The sequence below is a fragment of the Mycobacterium sp. 2YAF39 genome (assembly GCF_052114565.1).
In the GTDB taxonomy this organism is placed as follows: domain Bacteria; phylum Actinomycetota; class Actinomycetes; order Mycobacteriales; family Mycobacteriaceae; genus Mycobacterium.
Genome location: NZ_JBFREZ010000004.1, coordinates 255,136 through 275,172 on the forward strand (window position 1 = coordinate 255,136; position 20,037 = coordinate 275,172).

Here is a 20,037-nt window from a genome sequence, read left to right on the forward strand (position 1 = left end):
CGCCAGGTTTGGGCGGTGCACTAGCGGGCACGTGACACATAGCCCATCAACTCCAGGAGGATCCGATGCGAGCAGTCACATGGCAAGGACGACGGAAGGTTTCCGTCGACAATGTGCCCGATCCGGCGATCAAAGAGCCCAACGACGCGATCATCCGCGTGACGAGCACCAACATCTGCGGGTCCGATCTTCACCTCTACGAGGTCCTCGGCGCTTTCATGAGCCCAGGCGACATCCTCGGGCACGAGGCGATGGGCGTGGTCGAAGAGGTCGGTAGCGAGGTCGGCTCGTTGAAAGTCGGTGATCGGATCGTGATCCCGTTCAACATCAGCTGTGGAAGCTGTTTCATGTGTGACCACGGCCTGCAAAGCCAATGTGAGACGACCCAGAATCGCGACCAGGGCACGGGTGCCGCCCTCTTTGGCTTCTCGAAGCTCTACGGCGAGGTCGCGGGCGGGCAAGCCGAGTACCTGAGGGTGCCTCAGGCCCAGTACACCCACATCAAGGTGCCCGATGACGCGCCCGACGAGCGCTACGTCTATCTCTCCGACGTGCTGCCCACCGCGTGGCAAGGGGTTGAGTATGCCGAGGTGCCCGACGGCGGCACGCTCGTGGTGCTCGGGCTCGGGCCCATCGGGTCGATGGCCTGCCGCATCGCATCGCACCGCAAGAACGCCACCGTGATCGGCGTCGACCTGGTCACCGAGCGGTTGGATCGCGCGCGGCCATACTGCTCCGAGGTCGTCGACCTTCGAAGCAGCGACGTCGAGGAAGTGGTGAAGAGCTACACGGAGGGCCGCGGCGCCGACGCGGTCATCGATGCCGTCGGGATGGAGGCGCACGGATCCCCGGTCGCGACTGTCGCGCAGAACGCCAGCAACCTGCTGCCGTCACCGGTCGGGCGTGCAGTAATGAAGCACGCCGGGGTGGACCGGCTCGCAGCCTTCAATATGGCGATCGAGCTCGTGCGGCGGGGTGGCACGATCTCACTGTCCGGCGTGTACGGCGGCGCCGCGGACCCGATCAACCTGATGACGCTGTTCGACAAGCAGATTCGACTTCGGATGGGTCAGGCCAACGTCAAGAAGTGGATCCCCGACATCCTGCCGCTGCTCACCGACGAGGACCCGCTCGGCGTCGAGCAGTTCGCCACGCACCGGCTGCCGCTGAGCGCCGCACCCGAGGCGTACGAGACGTTCCAGAAGAAGGAGGACGGCATGGTGAAGGTTGTTCTCACGCCCTGACACCAATTACCCGATACCCCTGGTTTCAGGTCGACACGTTCTGGCAACATTACCGGCGGGTAAGTTCAGTTCAATTGGCACTCAAGGGGTGGGATGACAATGGAGTTTCTTGCTCAGGGCAGCGAGGGTGGCGGCGCCGCGATCGGCGAGGTCATCGGGATGTCGGTCGTTGGTCTGATCGTCGGTGTGATCCTGCTGTGGATCGGCTATCTACACCGAGCCCGCAAGATCACCTGGCTGAACAGTCTCGGGGAATGGTCGGAGCGCAAGTTCAAACGACCGGCGTGGGTGGCGCTCCCGATCGCACTGTTCATCACCACCATCATCAGCGCGCTGTTCGGCTTCATCTGGGACGTCAGCCTGCACATCGGCAAGGGACGCGACCCCGGTCCGCTGGCCAACCCCGCGCACTACTTCATCCTGTTCGGACTGTTCATCCTCTTCATCGCCGGCTGCCTCGCGTGCATCCTGCCGTACGACAAGCCCGGCCCGTACGCCGTGCGGATCACGCGCAACTGGTATGCCCCCGTCGGCGGCATCCTGATGGCGGTCTGCGGTCTGTACGCGCTGACCGGCTTCCCGCTGGATGACATCTGGCACCGCATCTTCGGCCAGGACGTCACGTTGTGGGGTCCGACCCACTTGATGATGATCGGCGGTGCGGGCTTCTCGACGTTGTCAGCGCTGTTCCTCGAACACGAGGGACGCAAGGCCGTCGGGGACGACAAACCCAAGGACGGTCCCGGCCTGAAGTTCGTGCAGTACCTGGCATTCGGCGGTGTGGTCATCGGTATGTCGGTGTTCCAGATCGAGTTCGATTTCGGCGTACCGCAATTCCGCCAGGTCTTCGAGCCGATGCTGATCGCCGCCGCAGGCGCGTTCGGTCTGGTCGCTGCCCGCATGATGATGGGCCGCGGCGGCGCCATCATCGCCGCGTTGCTTGCGCTCGCGTTGCGCGGTGCCATGGCCCTGCTGGTCGGCCCGATTCTAGGTGCCCCCATCAACTGGTTCGCGCTGTACCTCGGCGCCGCCGTCGTCGTCGAGTTGATCGCGTTGACGCCACTCCTCAAGCGGCCCATCATCTTCGGGCTTGTCAGTGGGCTGGGGGTCGCCACCGTCGGACTGTGGCTCGAGTCGTTGTGGATCAACGCCGTCTACACCTATCCATGGCCGACGAGCATCTGGCCCGAAGCGCTGATGATGGCCGTCCCGGTGGCGGTCCTCACCGGTGCCTGCGGTGCGATGGCCGGCATGGTGGTGACCGATCAGCGGCTGCCGCGCCGCGGTATCGGCATTGGCATCGTGGCGCTGACAGTCCTGGCACTCGGCGGCGCCACCGCGAACGGGCTGCAGTACGAGGTGCCCCAAAATGCCAACGCCACAATCACTCTCACCGACGTCCCCGTCCAGGAGGGGCAGCACTTCGTGACCGCGGACGTGCAGATCACGCCCGCCAACCTCATCAGCGACGACCCCAACTGGGTGTCGGTCCTCGGCTGGCAGGGCGGATTGGCGAACGAACGCGGCATCTTCACCGACCACCTCGAGAAGGTGGGTCCCGGCCATTACCGGTCCACTCAGCCGATACCGGTTTCGGGTAAATGGAAGACGCTTCTGCGGGTGCACGACGGCAAGACTTTCACCGCCGTCCCGATCTACCTGGCCGGAGATCCGGGGATCGGCGCCAAGGAAGTGCCCGCAGAGGCGAACATGACACGGCCGTTCGTCCCGGAGATCACCATTCTGCAGCGCGAGCGCAGCCCGGATACCCCTCAGGTGCTGTGGCTGGTCGGCTGTCTCGTGGTGCTCGCCTGCACATTGCTGATGATCGCCGCGATCGCCTGGGGCGCGGGCCGCATCAACAGAGCCGAACCGACGGAAAGCAAGCCGACGCTTGAGCCGTCAGCGCAGGCATGACCGCACAGCCCGACGTCATCTACCTGGCAGACCACTCGGTGCTGCTGGCGATTCCGGCGTTCGCACCGGCGTTCATCGTCGCCGGAGTGGTCATCTACATCGCCATGCGCGACCGTCGGCGGGGCGACGAGCCTCACAGTGAAAGCTCAGGTCCGGCAGGCGAAGATAGAGCACCGTGACGAAAAGAACCGCTCTGTCGATACTGCTGACCGCCGCCCTGCTCGTCGCCGGCTGCGGGAGTAGCCACACCGTCACCGAGGTCACGCAGTCCCAGACGACGGTCAACCCGTCGGAACTGCCTGATCAGCAGGGTGCACCCGAGCGTTTGATCGTGCGCGTGTCGATCAAGGACGGCGCGGTGACACCCACCAACGAGCAGCTCCAGGCTGCGGTCGGTCAACCGATCCGCTTCCGCGTCGACAGCGACGCCGCCGACGAGTTGCACGTGCACAGCACTCCCGAGCACTCGTTCAAGATCGAACCCAAGGTGGGCCAGGTCTTCCAGTTCACCGTCAGCGTGCCCGGGAAGGTCGACGTCGAGCTGCACGATCTGAACAAGACCATCGCGACCATCGCCGTGCGGTGAACCCGGATCATTCGGTAGCGGTACTCGCCCACGGCCTGGGTGGCTCGGCCGATCTTCCGATTCCCTTCACGTACGCGCTGATCGGCGCGGCGTGGGCGCTGACATTCACGTTCGCCATCGTCGCGCTGGCATGGCGTAAGCCGCGATTCGATCCGGACAAACCCGGGCGTGAGCTGCCTCTGTGGGTGACCGCTGCCGTCGACGCGCAACTCAGCCGCTGGGCGCTCGGCATCGTCGGCCTGCTGCTCGCGGTGTGGGTGGGGGTCCTTGCGTTCCTCGGCCCGCAGGATGCCGACAATCCGCTGCCCGGGGTGTTCTACGTGCTGATGTGGGTCGGCCTGGTGGCGATGTCGCTGCTGCTCGGACCGGTGTGGCGCGTGCTTTCGCCCGTACGTACGCTGCACCGGCTGCTCGGCGGCAAGTCGATGCGCAGCTATCCGGCGGCGCTGGGCTTCTGGCCGGCGGCGCTGGGCCTGTTCGCGTTCGTATGGCTGGAGCTGGCCTCTCCCGATCCGGGATCGCTTGGCGCGATCCGCAATTGGCTCCTGATCTATGTGATCGTCACGCTCGCCGGAACCCTGGTGTGCGGTGCGCGCTGGTGTGCCAATGCCGACCCGTTCGAGGTGTACGGCGTGGTCGTGTCGCGGTTGTCGGCACTGCGGCGCAACAGCGATGGCCGCATCGCGATCGGCAATCCGTTCGACCATCTGCCCTCCCTGCCGATACGGCCGGGCATCGTCGCGGTGCTCTCGGTGCTGCTGGGGTCGACGGCGTTCGACAGCTTCTCCGCACGGCCGCAATGGCGCACCTTCATCGACGAGACGGCGGGTTCCGCGGCGACCGCCACGCTGATCAACACCGCGGGCCTGCTGGTCTTCGCCGGGGTGGTCGCGGGCACGTTCTGGCTGGCCGCGAGGGCGACCGGCGGAGTCGACCGCGAACAACGCCGCGCGCTGCCCGGCCAGATGGCGCATTCGCTCATCCCGATCGTCGTGGGCTACGTGTTCGCCCACTATCTGACCTATCTGATCGAGCGCGGTCAGCAGACCGTCTTCCTGCTGTTCGGCATGGACGCCAACGTGAACTACTTTCTGTCACTTCATCCTTCGGTGCTGGCTACCGTCAAGGTCGCCTGCGTGGTGGGCGGTCACGTGGCGGGCGTGATCGCCGCACACGACCGGGCGCTGCGCCTGCTGCCCAAAGCGCATCAGCTGACGGGCCAGCTCGCGATGATGCTCGTGATGGTCGGCTACACGTTCACCGGGTTGTACTTATTGTTCGGCGGGTAGTTTCTGATCATGCGTGCGCTGATCATCACCGACGTTCAGAACGACTTCTGCGAGGGCGGTTCGCTGGCCGTCGATCGCGGAGTCGAGGTCGCCAGTGGCATCAGTGCGCTGCTCGCGGGTGACCACGGCTACGCACACGTGGTGGCCACCAAGGACTTCCACATCGACCCCGGCGACCATTTCTCCGACCATCCGGACTACGCGGTGTCGTGGCCGCGGCACTGCGTGGTGCAGACATCGGGCGCCGACTTCCCCCCGCAACTGGACACCGGTGCGGTCGAGGCCGTCTTCCGCAAGGGCCAGTACGCGGCCGCCTACAGCGGTTTCGAAGGCACCGACGAAGAGGGCACGCCGCTGGCCGAATGGCTGCGCACCCGCGGCGTCGACGAGCTCGACATCGTCGGCATCGCGACGGACTACTGCGTGCAGGCGACGGCCACGGACGCCGTGCGGCAGGGTTTCGGGACGCGGGTGCTGCTGGACCTGACGGCCGGCGTCGCGCCGGAGTCGACGGCCACGGCCGTGGAAGGCATGCGCGACGCCGGCGTGGAGATCGGCTAGTTCAACCCCGAGTAGCGGCATGGACCTTTTCGTTCCGAAAAGAGCGAGTGGACACGTCCGGCCGGTAAAGACGCGCGTACATCTGTCCAACTCAACATGTGTTCAGGTGTTAATATGAGCGCACGGGTGGGCCGGGGCTATGGCGTCGATGCAGCACATCGCGCAACGCTGCCGAACAGGGCGGTCACGAAGGTCCGGCCCACCCGTATGAACCATCGCGGGCTCTGCCTCAGCTGCACTGGCCGGATCAACCGACGGTGGGGTCCGCCGGCTTGCCCGACCAGCGGGGAGCCCGGCCCGCCATGAACGCGCGGACGCCTTCTTTCGCATCGTCGTGGCCCATGACCGCGAGGTGGATCTCGGTTTCGCGGCGGGCCACCGCGGCACGGTCGAGGTCGAACGAATCCCACAGCAGACGCTTGCTCGCCGCCACCGACATCGGCGCGGTGTTGTCCGCGATGTCATGCGCCACCTCAAGAGCGGCAGGCAACACCTCGTCGGCATCGAGCACACGGCTGCCCAGGCCCAGCTCGACGGCCCGGTGCCCGTCGAATGTCGCTCCGGTCAAGAGGATTTCGGCCGCGTTGGCAATGCCGACCAGGCGGGGCAGCACCCAATGTGAGTAAGCATCGCCGACGACGCCGCGCCGCACCTGGACGACTCCGTAACGTGCGTCGGCGGCGAAGAAGCGGACGTCGCACTGCAACGCCAGCGTCAGACCCAGCCCGATCGCGTGACCGTTGACCGCGGCGATCACCGGCTTGGACAACGTCCAGGCAGGCACGTCGATGCCGGCCGCCGTGAAACCAGGCCCGGGCGCGGCGAACGTGTCCTCCCCCTCTACGAGGTCGGCGCCCGCGCAGAACGCGGGCGGGGCGCCCGTCAACACGATGGCGCGGACGCCGTCGTCGTGATCGCAGGTCAGGTAGGCGTCGGCAAGCTCCTCACGCATACCGTCACCGACGGCGTTGCGCTGCTCGGGTCGGTTGAGGGTGATGGTTGCCACACCACGGTCGATGGCCAGCAACAATGTGCGGTACTCGGGCAAGGAACTCATTGGTTGCAATGCTGTCCCATTGGGCATCCCCTATCGTCGCCTTCGTCCGTATCCGCACAGTATTTGGAGCCGCAACCTTGACTCGAGCCGCCAACCAGCAGGTCACCACCCAGTTTGAGACCTGGCCAGGCAAGGCCTACCCACTGGGGGCGACCTACGACGGCACGGGCACAAACTTCGCGCTGTTCAGCGAGGCCGCCGAACGTGTCGAACTGTGTCTGTTCGATGACGACGGCTCCGGGAATCTCCAGGAGACCCGTCTCACACTGCCCGAGGTCGATGCGTTCGTCTGGCACGCGTTCGTGCCCAACATCGAACCCGGCCAGCGCTACGGCTACCGGGTACACGGTGCCTACGATCCCGCCGCAGGTGCGCGGTTCAACCCCAACAAGCTGCTGCTGGATCCGTACGCCAAGGCCATCGCGGGCACGTTCGACTGGAATCAGTCCCTGTTCGGCTACAACTTCGGCGATCCCGACAGCCGCAACGACGACGACTCGGCGGCCAGCATGCCCAAGTGCGTCGTCATCAACCCGTACTTCGACTGGGGTGTCGACCACCCGCCCGGCCACGAATACGCCGATACCATCATCTACGAGGCACACGTCAAGGGCCTCACCGAAACGCACCCGGACATCCCAGAGCAGATGCGCGGGACCTATGCCGCCGTCGCCCACCCGGTGATCATCGAGCACCTTAAAGCGCTGGGCGTCAACGCCATCGAGCTGATGCCGGTGCACCACTTCGTCAACGACTCCACGCTCATTGACAAGGGACTGTCCAACTACTGGGGCTACAACACGATCGGATTTTTGGCTCCTGACCCGAAGTACAGCTCCAGCCCGAACCCGGGCGGGCAGGTCCAGGAGTTCAAGGCGATGGTGCGCGCCCTGCACGAAGCCGGCATCGAGGTGATCCTCGACGTCGTCTACAACCACACCGCGGAGGGCAACCACCTCGGCCCGACGGTGTCCATGCGTGGCATCGACAACGCTGCGTACTACCGCCTCGTCGACGACGACAAGCGCTACTACATGGACTACACCGGCACGGGCAACAGCCTCAATGTCGGAAACCCGCATTCGCTGCAGCTGATCATGGATTCGCTGCGGTACTGGGTGACCGAGATGCACGTGGACGGGTTCCGGTTCGACCTGGCCTCGACGTTGGCGCGGGAGTTCTACGACGTCGATCGCCTGTCGGCGTTCTTCGAACTCGTGCAACAGGATCCGACGGTCAGCCAGGTCAAGCTGATCGCCGAACCGTGGGACGTCGGGCCCGGTGGATACCAGGTCGGCAACTTCCCACCGCAGTGGACGGAGTGGAACGGCAAGTACCGCGACACTGTGCGTGACTACTGGCGCGGTGAGCCGGCCACGCTCGACGAGTTCGCCTCCCGGTTGACCGGGTCGGCCGATCTCTACGAGAACACCGCCCGTAGGCCCGTCGCGTCCATCAACTTTGTCGTCGCCCACGATGGGTTCACATTGCGGGATCTGGTGTCCTACAACGAGAAACACAACGAGGCCAACGGCGAGGACAACAACGACGGGGAGAGCCACAACCGGTCGTGGAACTGCGGCGTGGAGGGTCCGACCGACGATGCGGAGATCAATGCGCTGCGGTCGCGCCAGCAGCGCAACTTCCTGACCACACTGCTGCTGTCGCAGGGCGTGCCGATGATTGCGCACGGCGACGAGCTCGGCCGCACGCAGCAGGGCAATAACAACGTCTATTGCCAGGACAACGAGCTGTCCTGGATCGACTGGCCCAACGCCGATGCCGACCTGATCGAATTCACCCGCACCGTGTCGGCTTTGCGTGCCGCACACCCGGTGTTCCGGCGTCGGCGATTCTTCTCCGGCAGCCCGGTGCGCAAGCGTGGCGGCGACGGACTGCCCGACATCGCGTGGTTCGCCCCGGACGGTTCAGAGATGAGCGACGAGGACTGGGACTCCGGATTCGCCAAATCGATTGCGGTGTATCTCAACGGACAGGGCATACCCGACCTCGACGACCGTGGTCAGCGGGTAACCGACGATTCGTTCGTGCTGTGCTTCAACGCCCACTACGAACCGATCGACTTCTCGCTGCCCGCAAGTGAATTCGGCGAAGCCTGGCTACCGGTGATCGACACGGCCGCCGACCCGCACGCCGAGGGCGAACCCAAGCCCGTCGCGGCGGCGGACACGGTGAAGGTCGACGGCCGGGCGGTCGTGGTGCTGCAGGCGGCCTCGCTCTAACGGGTCACTTCTCGACTTCGAAGAACGAGTCGCCGTCCTCGGGCGTGCCGTCGATCTGACCGCGGTCGGTGCCGTGCTGCTCGGGGTCGATGCGGTCGAGCTCGTCGTCGGACATCGACTCGGTTTCCTCGTCGGCGTCGTCGGCATCGCGGGGATCGATGTCGTCGGGTCCGACGTCCGGCTCCTCGTCGGCGATGCGCTCGTCGAGCGTCTCGTCCTCCCTGCCCTCGATCCACTTCTCCGGCGGGTCGACCACCTCGTCGCCGTCATCGTTGCGCACCTCGTCGGAGTCGAGTTGCTCTTCTGGGGTGAGGGGATTGTCGTCGGATACGTCGCGTGCCATGCCTGCCATGTTGCCCGACGCCGCAGCGGGCTAAACCGTCGGCTTCAGCCCGGTCTTCTCATCGAGATACTGCAACAGGTCGTGCGCAGCGACCTCGACGTCTTTGTGCCGCCACTCCGACGCCCGGTAGACACACGCGATCAGCCCCGTGCGGTGCAGCCTGCGGAGGTCGCCGTACACGAAGGCATAGCGCGCCTTGGTTTCGTCTGAGGCGCCCTCGGTGAGCCCGAGATGCCATTGCGCGTAGTCCTCCCACGAATGCGACTCGAGGTAGGAGTTCTGCGCGTCGGCGCGGGGCTGCACGTCGCCCCAGTCGCTGTCGAGCACGTACTGGCGGGCATCGATCAGCTCCCGAGCCTTGGCCACCGCGGCCTTGTTGAGCGAGTAATTCGCCATGGTGGCACTCTCCTCACGCTAGCGACGCAGCGTCCGCGCGGCGTCGGCCAAGGTCCACACGGAGATACCCAGTAGCGCAATGTCTTTCATCAGAAAGCCACCGGTCAGCGACAGTGCCGGGAATCCGCCCTGCGAATCCTCGAATACCCCGGGGGTGGTGAACATGAAACTTATCGTCGATAGGAACAAGGCGATGGCGAGCAGGCTGCCGCCGACGGACACCCTGGGCCACCACGGCTTGACCGCGAGCAGTACGGCGGCCGCAATCTCGAAAACACCGAGCAGGGCCGAGAACGTGTACACCGAGAAGACGTCGTACACCCAGCTCATGAGGGGGCTTTCGGACACCAGGGGCACGATGCCCTCGGCCTCGTACGTCATGAATTTCAGCCCGCCGTACCACAGGAGCACGACGACCAGGCCGTAGCGCACGACGAGGCCCGCGGTTGTTTCGATGGCGTTGTTCTGCGTGGTTTCGATCTGTTGAGTGCTCATGTAGCGGTAGTGCGGCGACGTGCCGCCCCCGTTACGCCGACCGACGAATCAGCTGATGAGTCGTGCGATCGACTTCAGCGGGATCGGCAGCCAACTGGGCCGGTGCCGGGCTTCGTAGCCGGCTTCGTACACCGCCTTGTCGAGTTCGTAGGCAAGGAGCAGCGGACCGGCTTCGCGCGGGTCGGCGCCGGATACCTCTGCGTAGCCTTCGCAGAACGAGCCGGCGTTGCGGTCCACCCATTCGCGGGCCCGCGCACCGAGCTGGCGGTCGCGATCCTCGTCGCGAGAGTCGCTGGACTGGTCCATCAGCCGCTGGAATGCCGCGTATTCGTAAGACCGCAATATGCCGGCCACGTCGCGCAGCGGCGAATCGGGCCGCCTGCGCTCGTCGAGCGGCTGTCCCGGCTCGCCCTCGAAGTCGATGAGCAACCACGCCTCCGGGGTGCGCAGCACCTGGCCGAGGTGCAGGTCGCCGTGCACGCGCTGAACGACGATCGGCTCCTCGGCGAGCTTGCGGTAGCGCTCCTCGATGAGCGGGACGTACTTCTCCAGTTCCGGAACCGCGCTCGCGACCGCCGACAGCCGCTCCAGCATGGTGTCGGTCGGGAAGTGCGTGGTGTCCGTCGCCAGCTGGTCGGCCAGCGTCGCGTGCACCGCTGCGACTGCCTCACCCAGCCGGAAGGACTCGCCCGCGAAGTCGCCACCGACCTCGTCGGCGTACAGGTCGCCCTCGGCGAAGAGGTCGCGGGTGCTGGCCAGCGCCATGTCCCACCCTTCGGCGGAGTTGGCCGCGAAGGCCGTCACCATGCCGAGCGCACAGGGTTCGCCGTCCCACGTCGTCTCGAAAGAACCCAGCAGCTGCGCCACGTGCGAGTTGCCGGCCCGCGCCAACACCCGATTGAGCTCGATGTCCGGGTTGGTGCCCGGGGTGATGCGGCGGAAGATCTTGAGGACGGCTTCCTGCTCGAACACCACGCTGGTGTTGCTCTGCTCGGCGCCCATCAACCGCGGCGCGATGTCGAGCGGCAGCGTGGCGTCGGGCTCCTTTTCGAAGCGCACTGCCGCATCGGGTGAGCCGACGGTGGCCGACGTATCGATCAGCGACAGCAGGTACTGGCCGGCCGCCGGGTCGTAGAGCGCGTCGTAGGCGGTGCGCTCCCCGTCGGTGCCGATGATCGCGACCTCGGCGTACTCCTCGATCGGCCCGGCGTCGTTCCACTGCACGATGACCTGGTAGCGCTCCGATGTGCCGTCGGTGTACGAGACGTCGAGCAGCACGAGGTCCAGATCGTCGCGAAGCGAGACGGTGACGGCCGGCTCGGCCGAGGCGAGTTCGCGGCTGCGCCCCGCGTACCAGCGCTGAAGGGGCAGCCATTCGTCGAAGGGGAGTGTCACGGCGCGACCCCAGCTTCCGGCACCGGTTCGCGCAATGCGAACCAGTAGAACCCATGGCCGGGCAAGGTGAGCAGATACGGCAGCTGGCCGATGCGCGGGAACTCGACGTGGCCGGTCATCTCAACCGGTGTGTATCCGTTCCAGTGCTGCAGGTTCAGCTCGATGGGCTGCGGGAAGCGCGACAGGTTGTTGACGCACAGCACGGTGCCGCCCTGTTCCTCGTCTTCCATCTCGCGCACGTACGTGAGTACCGACGGATTCGACCCGCCGAGCTCGCGGAAGGTGCCGACGGCGAACGCGTCGTGGCGCCTGCGCACGGCCAGCATGGTGCGGGTCCAGTTCAACAGTGATGTCGAGCTGTCGCGCTGGGCTTCGACATTCACCGACTGGTAGCCGTAGATCGGGTCCTGGTTGGGCGGCAGATACAGCCGGCCGGGGTTGGCGGTGGAGAAACCCGCGTTGCGATCCGGTGTCCATTGCATCGGAGTGCGCACACCGTCGCGATCACCGAGCCAGATGATGTCACCCATCCCGATCTCGTCGCCGTAATAGAGCACCGGCGAGCCGGGCAGTGACAGCAGGAGCGCGGTGAACAACTGCATCTGGTTGCGGTCGTTCTCGAGAAGGGGCGCCAAGCGCCGCCGGATGCCGACGTTCGCCTTCATCCGCGGATCTTTGGCGTACTCGGAGTACATGTAGTCGCGCTCTTCGTCAGTCACCATCTCGAGCGTCAACTCGTCGTGGTTACGCAGGAAGATGCCCCATTGCGCCATGTCAGGAATTGGCGGCGTCTGGCTCAAGATCTCGGAGATGGGGAATCGCGACTCACGCCGGACCGCCATGAAAATCCTTGGCATCAGCGGGAAGTGGAACGCCATATGGCATTCGTCGCCGCCGGTCTTCGGATCGCCGAAGTACTCGACCACGTCGGCGGGCCACTGATTGGCCTCGGCCAGCAGGACACGTCCTGGGAATTCGTCGTCGATGACTTTCCGGCAGTGCCGCAGGAACGCGTGCGTCTCGGGCAGGTTCTCGCAGTTGGTGCCCTCGCGCTCGAAGAGGTACGGAACGGCGTCCAGACGGAAGCCGTCGATGCCGAGGTCCAGCCAGAAGCGCAGGACATCGATCATGGCTTCCTGCACAGCCGGGTTGTCGTAGTTCAGGTCAGGCTGGTGCGAGAAGAACCGGTGCCAGTAGAACTGCCGGCGCACCGGGTCGTACGTCCAGTTGGACTCCTCGGTGTCGACGAAGATGATGCGGGCGTCCTGGTAGCGCTCGCTGGAGTCGCTCCAGACGTAGTAGTCGCCGTAGGGGCCGTCGGGGTGGTGTCGCGATTCCTGGAACCACTCGTGCGAATCCGACGTGTGGTTCATGACCAGGTCGGTGATCACGCGGATGCCGCGGCGGTGCGCCGCGTCGAGCAGCTCGACGAAGTCCTCCACCGTGCCGAACTCAGGCAGCACCTTATAGAAGTCGCGGATGTCGTAGCCACCGTCGCGCAGTGGCGAATCATAAAAGGGCGGCAGCCAAAGACAGTCGACGCCAAGCCATTTCAGATAATCGAGGCGTTCAGTGAGGCCTCGTAGGTCGCCGGCGCCGTCGGAGTTGGAGTCGTGAAAGGCGCGCACCAGAACTTCGTAGAAGACCGCATGCTTGAACCAGGTCCGGTCCTCGGGCAACGCCCGCGCGTGTTCGAAGTCTTCTGCGGTCGGGTGCTCGACCACGCCATCCTCGACGTGGCTGCCTTCTGTGGGGTCGTGGTCGATGAGTTCCATACAGACTTCAAACCTACCCATGTCCGACGGAAATGAATCGCCCAGAATTCGCCCTGCCCTTTTGTCCGCGAGTGTTGGGTTGTGTCACGGTTTGTGGCGAATTACGTGACCCAACCCAACACTCGACGCCGGGTTACGTAAGTGCCGCGCCGTCGCAATGTTTGCTCCGACATTTCATGACGGCGCTTTGGCCAGTGGCGGTGACGGACGACTGGTGAGGTACTCGGTAACTCAATCCGCAGCGACGTGGCTGTTAGACGGCGGTGCCGCGGGGTGCATTCGCCGACGTGGGCTTGGTGGAATTAGCGCGTTTGGCGGTATCCCAAGTCCGGTAGCATTTTCGTCGTGACGCCTGAGGGGGATTGCCACGCGTTTTTCGCGGTGATGATTGCTGAGCGGGGAGACGGTTGACTGAGACTTTGCGGGTCGATACCGCGCTTGTCCGTCAATCCGGCGGCAAGCTGCAGACCATCGCGGGATTGATTCCGGAGCCGTCGGCTACCTTCAGCCCCGCGGGAACCGATGCGCTGTCGACCGCGATCGCGGGCAAGGTCTCCGAGGTGGTCGATCCGGTGATCGCTCAGATGCCGATCGCCAAAGACGAGCTGACGCGCTTCGCCCAAAATGTACTGGCCGCCGCCGATCAATACGATGCGGGCGACCGTCAGATCGCCGAGGAGATTCTGAAGCGTCTGGGCTTGATCGACGACGCGGCTGGTGCTGGCGGTGGTGGCTCGACTGGCGCAGGCATGAGCGCGCCGGCAGCGGGAGCGGCTCAGCAGGCGGGGTCACCGGCGGCGGCTGGCGCAGGGCAGGCCGACCAGATGGGTCAGCTGATGCAGATGCCGATGCAGCTGGCGCAACAGGCCGCGCAGATCCCGATGCAATTGGCGGGGATGGCGGCGGCGATTCCGCAAGCGATGATGCAAGGTGTCCAGACCGCCGTGCAGCAGGCGAGTCAGATGTCGAAGTTGTCCGGCGAGGATGAAGACAAGCTCGGCAAGGAAGAGCCGTCGACGGACGATGCCGAGGATCGGCCCGAGGACGAAGTAGAGCAGCGACCCGAGGAAGCCGCGCCGGGCGACACCGGTGGCGAGCGGGCGCCGGTTCCCGAATCACAAGAACCCCGACCCGAGGCGCCTGCCGCGCCGAAGCCGGCTCCGACACGGCCGGCGCAGTCAACCCCAGGGATCGAGCTGTGAGCTTTCAGCCGCCGGGCGGTCCACCACCACCCCCGCCTGGCGGCCCGCCACCCGGGAATCCCTATCCGCCGCAAAGTTATCCGGGTCCGCAGCAGCCGTGGCCGCAACAGGAGCCATGGGGCGGGGGACCGCCGCCGAAGAAGCGGGGCACCGGCTGGAAGTGGGGACTGGGCGCGCTGGCGCTGCTGGTGGTCATCGGAGTGACTGCGGCAGTGACGATTTCGGTCACCACGGACGATGGCGAGGGCGATTCCACGCCGACGGGCGAAACGTTTGGACTGGCAAGCGCTGACGATAAGGGTCCCGCGAACATCATCACAGAAGACCCCAGCTGCGCGGCCTGGACGCCAATCAGTCAAACGTTCATCGACAAAGAACGAGACGCTGGTTGGAATGAGCGAGACCCGTCCGTTGGAGCCACGCAATGGACACGAGAGCAGCGCTCGATGTACGAAAAGGTCGCCAAAGGCGCGCGCGACGCAGCGGACCAGACCGGGCCGATAGCGAAGTTGACGCCGCACCGGGTGATGCGGGAGCTGTATGAGCAATACATTGCATACGCCAGGGCCTATAGCGACGCGATTCCGACCTACAAACCCGCTGACGACCACCTGGCACGCGTCTTCAGCTCGGCTGGTAGTGCAATCGCATACGTCTGCTCAGCGATCACGTACGGGTCTGCTGAGGCTCGTGGCCCACTGGTTCCTCCACCGACCGCGCCGGCGACCACAGACTCTCTCGAAGATCCGAGTGAACCAAAGGAGTTCATGGCAGCGCCAGATGTCCAATGCGCGGATTGGCTTCGACGGCTCGACCAATTCGCTACGGAAACCAAAGCCTGGCAAGCCCTCGATCCCGCAATACCCGCCAGCGATTGGACACCGGAACAGCGGGCAGTTGTGGATGCCGTCGTACCCGTCATGAACAAGCTTGCCGACGATATTCAGGAGCTTGGCGAAGCCAGCGATAATTCTGTATTTCGGGACTTCGCAACCTTCGCCGCTCAGTATCGGCGCGCGTACGCCCTCGCGCTGCCCAGCTATACCAAAGCCGATTCGTATCTATCAGGCACGGCCTCGTCGATGACTTCCACTATCTGGGAAGCGTGCAAGGCTGCCGAAGGGTAGGGAATGGGAATCGGAAGACCGCCTGATCCTTACGGCATGACAGATCCGCCAGCGTGGCCTGACGTCAACGAAGACACTCTTGATGACAGCGCTAAGGCTTTCGATGCGGCTGCGAAATCCGTTGAAGCACAATGGGAGGCTGCGAAGAGCGAGCGATCTCTGATGTTCGGCGGCGCGGGACTCTGGGCAGGCGGAGCTGCGGGCGCTGCATCAGCGAAGCTTGACCAGCGCATAGCAGAGCTTGAAGCTTTGAAGGACAAGTTGGAGGCATCGGCAAAACTGTTCCGCGACAGTCGCGATTCAGTCATCGGCGCAAAGAACACCATCATCGATAACGTCGCCGAAGCCAGCCAAAAGATCGACGATATCCAGAACGACACCAAAGCGACTGCGGACTCAAAACTGACGGATATCCGTTCGATAGTAAAAGAGACACGATCGGACAACGTCGATGCCATCGACAATGAACGTTTCAAACTCACAGGGGAGGCCCCGCCGAAGGCAACGCAGGTTGGCGACGATGAGCCCCAGATTCAACTGGCTTCCAGTGAGGAGCCGCTCGCGCCTGCACTGTCTCAAAATTTGCCCGGAGGTCGCGGGGACGTTGAACCGCAAACGCCGCCGCCGTCCGCCCCAAACCCCGGTGATCCTGCTCTTCCACCCAGTGTCCCTGGCAGCCCCGGCGCAATCGAGCCGGCGGCTTCGCCTCCTCCTGCGCCAAATCCAGCAGATCCGGATCCCATAACGAACAACCCCGGGTTGCCAGGACAAGCTGAGCCAGCAGCCCCATCGCCCGCCGTCCCGTCCGTCGAAGCGCCCCCGCCAGCGGCTGGACCTGGAGTACCTGGCCTTCCCGGATTACCCAGTGCCCCAAGCGCTCCCAGTGCGCCATCGACTCCCAGTGTCGGTTCGCCAAGCCCGCTGTCGAGTCCCTCGACGCCCTCGACTTCCGCGCCCAGTGCGCCAGCGGCCAGCGCTACGCCCAGCACACCGCAACAACAGTTGACCGAGTTCCAGAAATCGATGGCCGAGGCGGCGACCAAAGCCGCCCAAACATCAATCCAGCCAACACAATCCGCGGCCCCGCTGGGCTCCGCTCCGATCGCGCAGCCTCCTACTCCCCCGCCCGTCCTCGATGCCCCTGCCGCGGCGGCACCCACCCAGACACCGACGGCCGCCGGCCCGACCGCCGGCGCCGCAGCACCGATGGCACCGCCTCCCAGCGCTGGCGCACCCGCACCAGGACCGTCGATGCCGCTGGGCCCGCCGCCGACGCCGGCACCCGCGGCGCCCGTCGCACCTGCGGGTCCCGTCGGACCGAACGTCGCTCCTCCCGCGGCGGCCGCCGGCGGCGTCGGAGGCCCTGCGCCAGTTCCAGTTTCGGCAGCACGAGCCCACCGTGAGGCAGCTGCCACGGCTGCGACAGCCGGTGCTCTGCGCCGTCGTTCGGCCGGCAATGATCCCGCGATGCTGGCTCAGCGCATCGGGGCGGCCCTCAACGCCGGCATCACCGACGTCGGGTTCTTCTGGGTCACCGGCCTGGCCAAGGACGGAACGATCGTCGTCGCCAACAACTACGGCCTCGCCTACATCCCCGAGGGCGTCAACCTGCCCGCGAACGTCAAGATGGCCACCGCTGACGAGAACATCCCCGCCGCGATCCGTGGCAGCTGGACGACTTATCCGATACTCGCCCTTCACGGTTGGGCCCAACACCACGACACCGATCTGCGTGCGGTCATCGCCACTGAGGACCAGTTCAAGGGATTCGACCCGGGCGCTCCCAAGATCGTTCTGCGCCCTGACGACATTCCCGACAACGGCGCGATGAACGGCCGGCACCGCCTCCAGGTGATCGCCCCCGAAACCGCGATGAAGTTGGCCGCCGTCGGCTGGTCCGGCCTAACCGAGCTCCTGCCTCCACCCGGAACCGACGCCAGCGCGCCTGAAGACCGACGGCCACAGCTGTGGTTCGAGGTTTTTCGTCCGCTGCTGAGCAACGATCCTGACCGCGCTGCCGTGCAACTGGCCGCATTCGTGATGTATGCCGACCACGCACAGGAATTGGCTCTGCATCGCGCCCACACTGCCGTCGATCCCGCCGATCAACGTGCGGCCATCGCCGATTGGATCTACTGGCAGCACCTCAGTGTGTTGATGTCTGACGCCATTGCATCCGAAGCCACCGTCTGATCAGAACGTTCGCACGCCTTGGCTACCGCGGCGGAGGCGGCGTTTGGTTGGGCTCGTCAGATTGTTCCGATTCGTTCCAGTACGTCCACTTCGACAGCCCGCCCCAGTACGCATCGATCTCCCGCTGGTCATCCAACCTGCGCTTGCGAATCACAGAAGCGGACACAGCGGCGACGCTTGACGCGATGATCGACACGGCGTGATCATGACATTTAGGCACGCCAATCGCCGCCCCATCGGCAGGCTTTGCGTCTGCATTCAAAGATCTGCAAATGGTCCCGCGGCCGACCGCGATAATGGGTAGGTGGCCTGCTCCATCTCCGCCGTTGAGGCGTCCCAGCCGGAGCGCCTGATATCTGCCGCCGCGGATATCGGCGCACAGACCGCGCAACTCGACAGCTTGATCTCGACGCAGCGCGAGGCGGTCAACAAGCTGCGCGAGGAGTGGTCAGGAACAGCGGGCGACGCCGCCGTGTCACGCAGCGAACAGAATCTCGCCACCCAGGAAGCGCTGCGCGACAAGCTGCAGACACTGCAAGGGGTGTTGGCCTCCGGCGGCGGACAGCTCCGCTCGACGCGTACGGCGTTGCTGGACATGGTCGGTTCGTTGCAGAGCCAGGGTTGGCAGATCGCCGACGACGGGGAAGCGACGCCGCCGCCGAATCTGCCTGAGGTGTTCCACAGTTTTCCCCACGCCTACACGCTGATGATTCAGCGCCTGCTCACGACGTACGACGGCATCGACGGCGATACCGCCGACAGGGTCCCGACATTCGACGAGAACGGCTCGCTCAGCCGCCCCAGCTGATTCGCGGCTCAGCCGCGGAAAACCACCCAGCGCATCATGCTGTACATGTACACCGCTTCACACGCGCCCGCCGCCAGGCGTGCGAGTCGGTAGTCGACACCGAGATACGTGAGCAGGCTGACCAGCCCGAGTATGAACGCCAGGTAGTTGACGACGACGACCACCACGTAGATCGTCAGCTGCGGACCGACCGGAGCATGTGACTGGAAGTTGAAAATGCGGTTGAGAATGTAGGCCACCGCGAACGCACACGCGTAGGCGGCCGACACGGCGATCGGCACCGGCAGCTGTAGCTGTCCGTGCATCACGTAGAGCAGCGTCAGATCGATGCCGAACGTGAAGCTGTTGATCATGCAGAACCCGAGAAACGTCGGGGCGACAATGGAACTCAGCCCGAACGGCAGCCGGCCAACCACCTGGACGCAGAGTCGGTGGAACCGCTCGACCGTTCCCGCCTTTGCAGGAGTCGACGACTCGACCGTCACATGACCACGCTGACATGCACGGGTGACCAGCGGTTGAGCAGCGGGCAAACTTCGGGAGGCGTGTCGTGCCCGTCAGGTGACCCCGAACATGGCCAGCAGATCGGCTGTGCGCCACCAGATCAGGACCAGGAACAGCACGAGTGCCCCAACGGTGGCGACGACCTGCACGGCGGTGCGGGACTTCTGCGGTGCATAGACATACGCGGCGGCGATCCCCGCGCCGGTGACGAGACCACCGATATGCCCCTGCCAACTGATGTTCTGGGAACTGATCAGTGGGATCACAAACGTGAATGCCAAGTTCAGCGCGATGAGTCCGACCACCCAGCGGACATCGAGGTTGAGCCGCTTGCCGATCACGAACGTCGCCCCAAACAGACCGAACACCGCGCCAGACGCCCCCGCGGTCTGAGCGCCCAGTGACGACAGCAGGTAGACCAGGACCGATCCACCGAGTGCGCTCATCACGTACAGCGAGGTGAAACGCAGCCGGCCCAGCGCGGCCTCCAGCGGAGGGCCCACCACATAGAGCGCCCACATGTTGAACAGGATGTGCGTCAGCCCGTAGTGCAGGAAGGCCGAAGTCAACAGTCGGTACCACTCCCCGTTGGCCACCGCGGGCGAGAACAGCACGAGCTCACGCTGCAGATCCGCCGACATGGTCTGCAGCGCGAACATGACCACGTTGATGCCGATGAGCGCATACGTGACGAGCGGGGTGGCCTGCGGCAGGCCGCCGAACTGCGTGCGGGGCTGCCGGACGCTCTTGGCGCCTGCGTTCGCGCACTCCGCGCACTGATGCCCGACGGCGGCATCGCGCATGCACTCAGGGCAGATGAACCGGTTGCAGCGGTTACACCGCACATACGTCGCGCGATCGGGGTGCCGATAGCAGGTCGGCGTCTGCGGCGGAGTGGTCAT

The 20,037-nt window shown here is 65.0% G+C and carries 20 protein-coding genes; 11 read left to right on the forward strand and 9 right to left on the reverse strand.

Annotation, left to right across the window (positions count from 1 at the left end; translation table 11 throughout):
• Positions 1-65 precede the first annotated feature (65 nt).
• From AB4Z42_RS14225 to AB4Z42_RS14250, 6 genes are all read left to right on the forward strand, one after another.
• Positions 66-1,244 (forward strand): zinc-dependent alcohol dehydrogenase, encoded by a 1,179-nt coding sequence (locus AB4Z42_RS14225; protein WP_442009828.1) that lies wholly within the window; start codon positions 66-68, stop codon positions 1,242-1,244.
• 93 nt (positions 1,245-1,337) lie between these two features.
• Complete coding sequence (locus tag AB4Z42_RS14230; protein WP_442009829.1) at positions 1,338-3,161, forward strand: hypothetical protein; 1,824 nt, start codon at positions 1,338-1,340, stop codon at positions 3,159-3,161.
• A complete protein-coding gene (locus AB4Z42_RS14235; RefSeq protein ID WP_442009830.1) occupies positions 3,158-3,340 on the forward strand; it encodes a hypothetical protein in 183 nt (60 codons plus the stop codon). Before AB4Z42_RS14230 ends, AB4Z42_RS14235 begins: the two co-directional genes overlap by 4 nt.
• Positions 3,337-3,747 (forward strand): hypothetical protein, encoded by a 411-nt coding sequence (locus tag AB4Z42_RS14240; protein ID WP_442009831.1) that lies wholly within the window; start codon positions 3,337-3,339, stop codon positions 3,745-3,747. The genes AB4Z42_RS14235 and AB4Z42_RS14240 overlap by 4 nt, the downstream gene beginning before the upstream one ends.
• Positions 3,744-5,036 (forward strand): hypothetical protein, encoded by a 1,293-nt coding sequence (locus tag AB4Z42_RS14245; RefSeq protein ID WP_442009832.1) that lies wholly within the window; start codon positions 3,744-3,746, stop codon positions 5,034-5,036. Before AB4Z42_RS14240 ends, AB4Z42_RS14245 begins: the two co-directional genes overlap by 4 nt.
• A 9-nt stretch (positions 5,037-5,045) precedes the next feature.
• Entirely contained in the window at positions 5,046-5,597 is a 552-nt protein-coding gene (locus AB4Z42_RS14250; RefSeq protein WP_442009833.1) for a nicotinamidase, read from the forward strand.
• A gap of 247 nt (positions 5,598-5,844) precedes the next feature.
• Here the strand turns inward: AB4Z42_RS14250 and AB4Z42_RS14255 are convergent, their stop codons facing one another.
• Positions 5,845-6,681, reverse strand: a complete 837-nt coding sequence (locus AB4Z42_RS14255) for an enoyl-CoA hydratase/isomerase family protein (RefSeq protein ID WP_442009834.1) — start codon at positions 6,679-6,681, stop codon at positions 5,845-5,847.
• Between the two features lie 50 nt (positions 6,682-6,731).
• On the opposite strand from AB4Z42_RS14255, the gene glgX reads away from it, so the two are divergent.
• Entirely contained in the window at positions 6,732-8,897 is a 2,166-nt protein-coding gene (gene glgX, locus AB4Z42_RS14260; protein ID WP_442009835.1) for a glycogen debranching protein GlgX, read from the forward strand.
• A 4-nt stretch (positions 8,898-8,901) separates the two neighbouring features.
• On the opposite strand, the gene AB4Z42_RS14265 is transcribed toward glgX, so the two are convergent.
• Genes AB4Z42_RS14265 through treS form a run of 5 tightly spaced genes read right to left on the reverse strand, consistent with a single transcriptional unit; the run spans position 8,902 to position 13,301 of the window.
• The gene (locus tag AB4Z42_RS14265; RefSeq protein ID WP_442009836.1) at positions 8,902-9,249 is read right to left on the reverse strand and encodes a hypothetical protein; all 348 of its coding nucleotides are present in this window, start codon (positions 9,247-9,249) and stop codon (positions 8,902-8,904) included.
• Between the two features lie 21 nt (positions 9,250-9,270).
• The gene (locus AB4Z42_RS14270) at positions 9,271-9,636 is read right to left on the reverse strand and encodes a hypothetical protein (RefSeq protein ID WP_442009837.1); all 366 of its coding nucleotides are present in this window, start codon (positions 9,634-9,636) and stop codon (positions 9,271-9,273) included.
• A gap of 18 nt (positions 9,637-9,654) precedes the next feature.
• Positions 9,655-10,131, reverse strand: coding sequence for a YkgB family protein (locus AB4Z42_RS14275; RefSeq protein ID WP_442009838.1), 477 nt, complete (start codon positions 10,129-10,131; stop codon positions 9,655-9,657).
• Between the two features lie 48 nt (positions 10,132-10,179).
• On the reverse strand, positions 10,180-11,526 hold the full coding sequence (locus AB4Z42_RS14280; protein ID WP_442009839.1) for a maltokinase N-terminal cap-like domain-containing protein: 1,347 nt from the start codon (positions 11,524-11,526) through the stop codon (positions 10,180-10,182).
• A complete protein-coding gene (gene treS / locus AB4Z42_RS14285; RefSeq protein ID WP_442009840.1) occupies positions 11,523-13,301 on the reverse strand; it encodes a maltose alpha-D-glucosyltransferase in 1,779 nt (592 codons plus the stop codon). Before treS ends, AB4Z42_RS14280 begins: the two co-directional genes overlap by 4 nt.
• Before the next feature lie 407 nt (positions 13,302-13,708).
• Here treS and AB4Z42_RS14290 point away from each other — a divergent pair, with 407 nt between their 5' ends.
• From AB4Z42_RS14290 to AB4Z42_RS14300, 3 genes are all read left to right on the forward strand, one after another.
• Entirely contained in the window at positions 13,709-14,503 is a 795-nt protein-coding gene (locus AB4Z42_RS14290) for a hypothetical protein (RefSeq protein WP_442009841.1), read from the forward strand.
• A gap of 200 nt (positions 14,504-14,703) precedes the next feature.
• Positions 14,704-15,630, forward strand: a complete 927-nt coding sequence (locus AB4Z42_RS14295) for a hypothetical protein (protein WP_442009842.1) — start codon at positions 14,704-14,706, stop codon at positions 15,628-15,630.
• A 1,002-nt stretch (positions 15,631-16,632) separates the two neighbouring features.
• Complete coding sequence (locus AB4Z42_RS14300) at positions 16,633-17,823, forward strand: secretion protein EccK (protein WP_442009843.1); 1,191 nt, start codon at positions 16,633-16,635, stop codon at positions 17,821-17,823.
• 22 nt (positions 17,824-17,845) lie between these two features.
• Here AB4Z42_RS14300 and AB4Z42_RS14305 read toward each other — a convergent pair whose 3' ends face one another.
• Positions 17,846-18,019 carry a hypothetical protein gene (locus tag AB4Z42_RS14305; protein ID WP_442009844.1) on the reverse strand — a complete coding sequence of 58 codons (174 nt, stop codon included), beginning with the start codon at positions 18,017-18,019 and terminating at the stop codon, positions 17,846-17,848.
• 108 nt (positions 18,020-18,127) lie between these two features.
• Between AB4Z42_RS14305 and AB4Z42_RS14310 the strand changes: the two genes are divergently transcribed.
• A complete protein-coding gene (locus tag AB4Z42_RS14310) occupies positions 18,128-18,631 on the forward strand; it encodes a WXG100 family type VII secretion target (RefSeq protein ID WP_442009845.1) in 504 nt (167 codons plus the stop codon).
• Between the two features lie 8 nt (positions 18,632-18,639).
• Here AB4Z42_RS14310 and AB4Z42_RS14315 read toward each other — a convergent pair whose 3' ends face one another.
• Entirely contained in the window at positions 18,640-19,116 is a 477-nt protein-coding gene (locus tag AB4Z42_RS14315) for a GtrA family protein (protein WP_442009846.1), read from the reverse strand.
• A gap of 72 nt (positions 19,117-19,188) precedes the next feature.
• Positions 19,189-20,037: a rhomboid family intramembrane serine protease gene (locus AB4Z42_RS14320; protein WP_442009847.1), complete on the reverse strand. Its 849-nt coding sequence runs from the start codon at positions 20,035-20,037 to the stop codon at positions 19,189-19,191.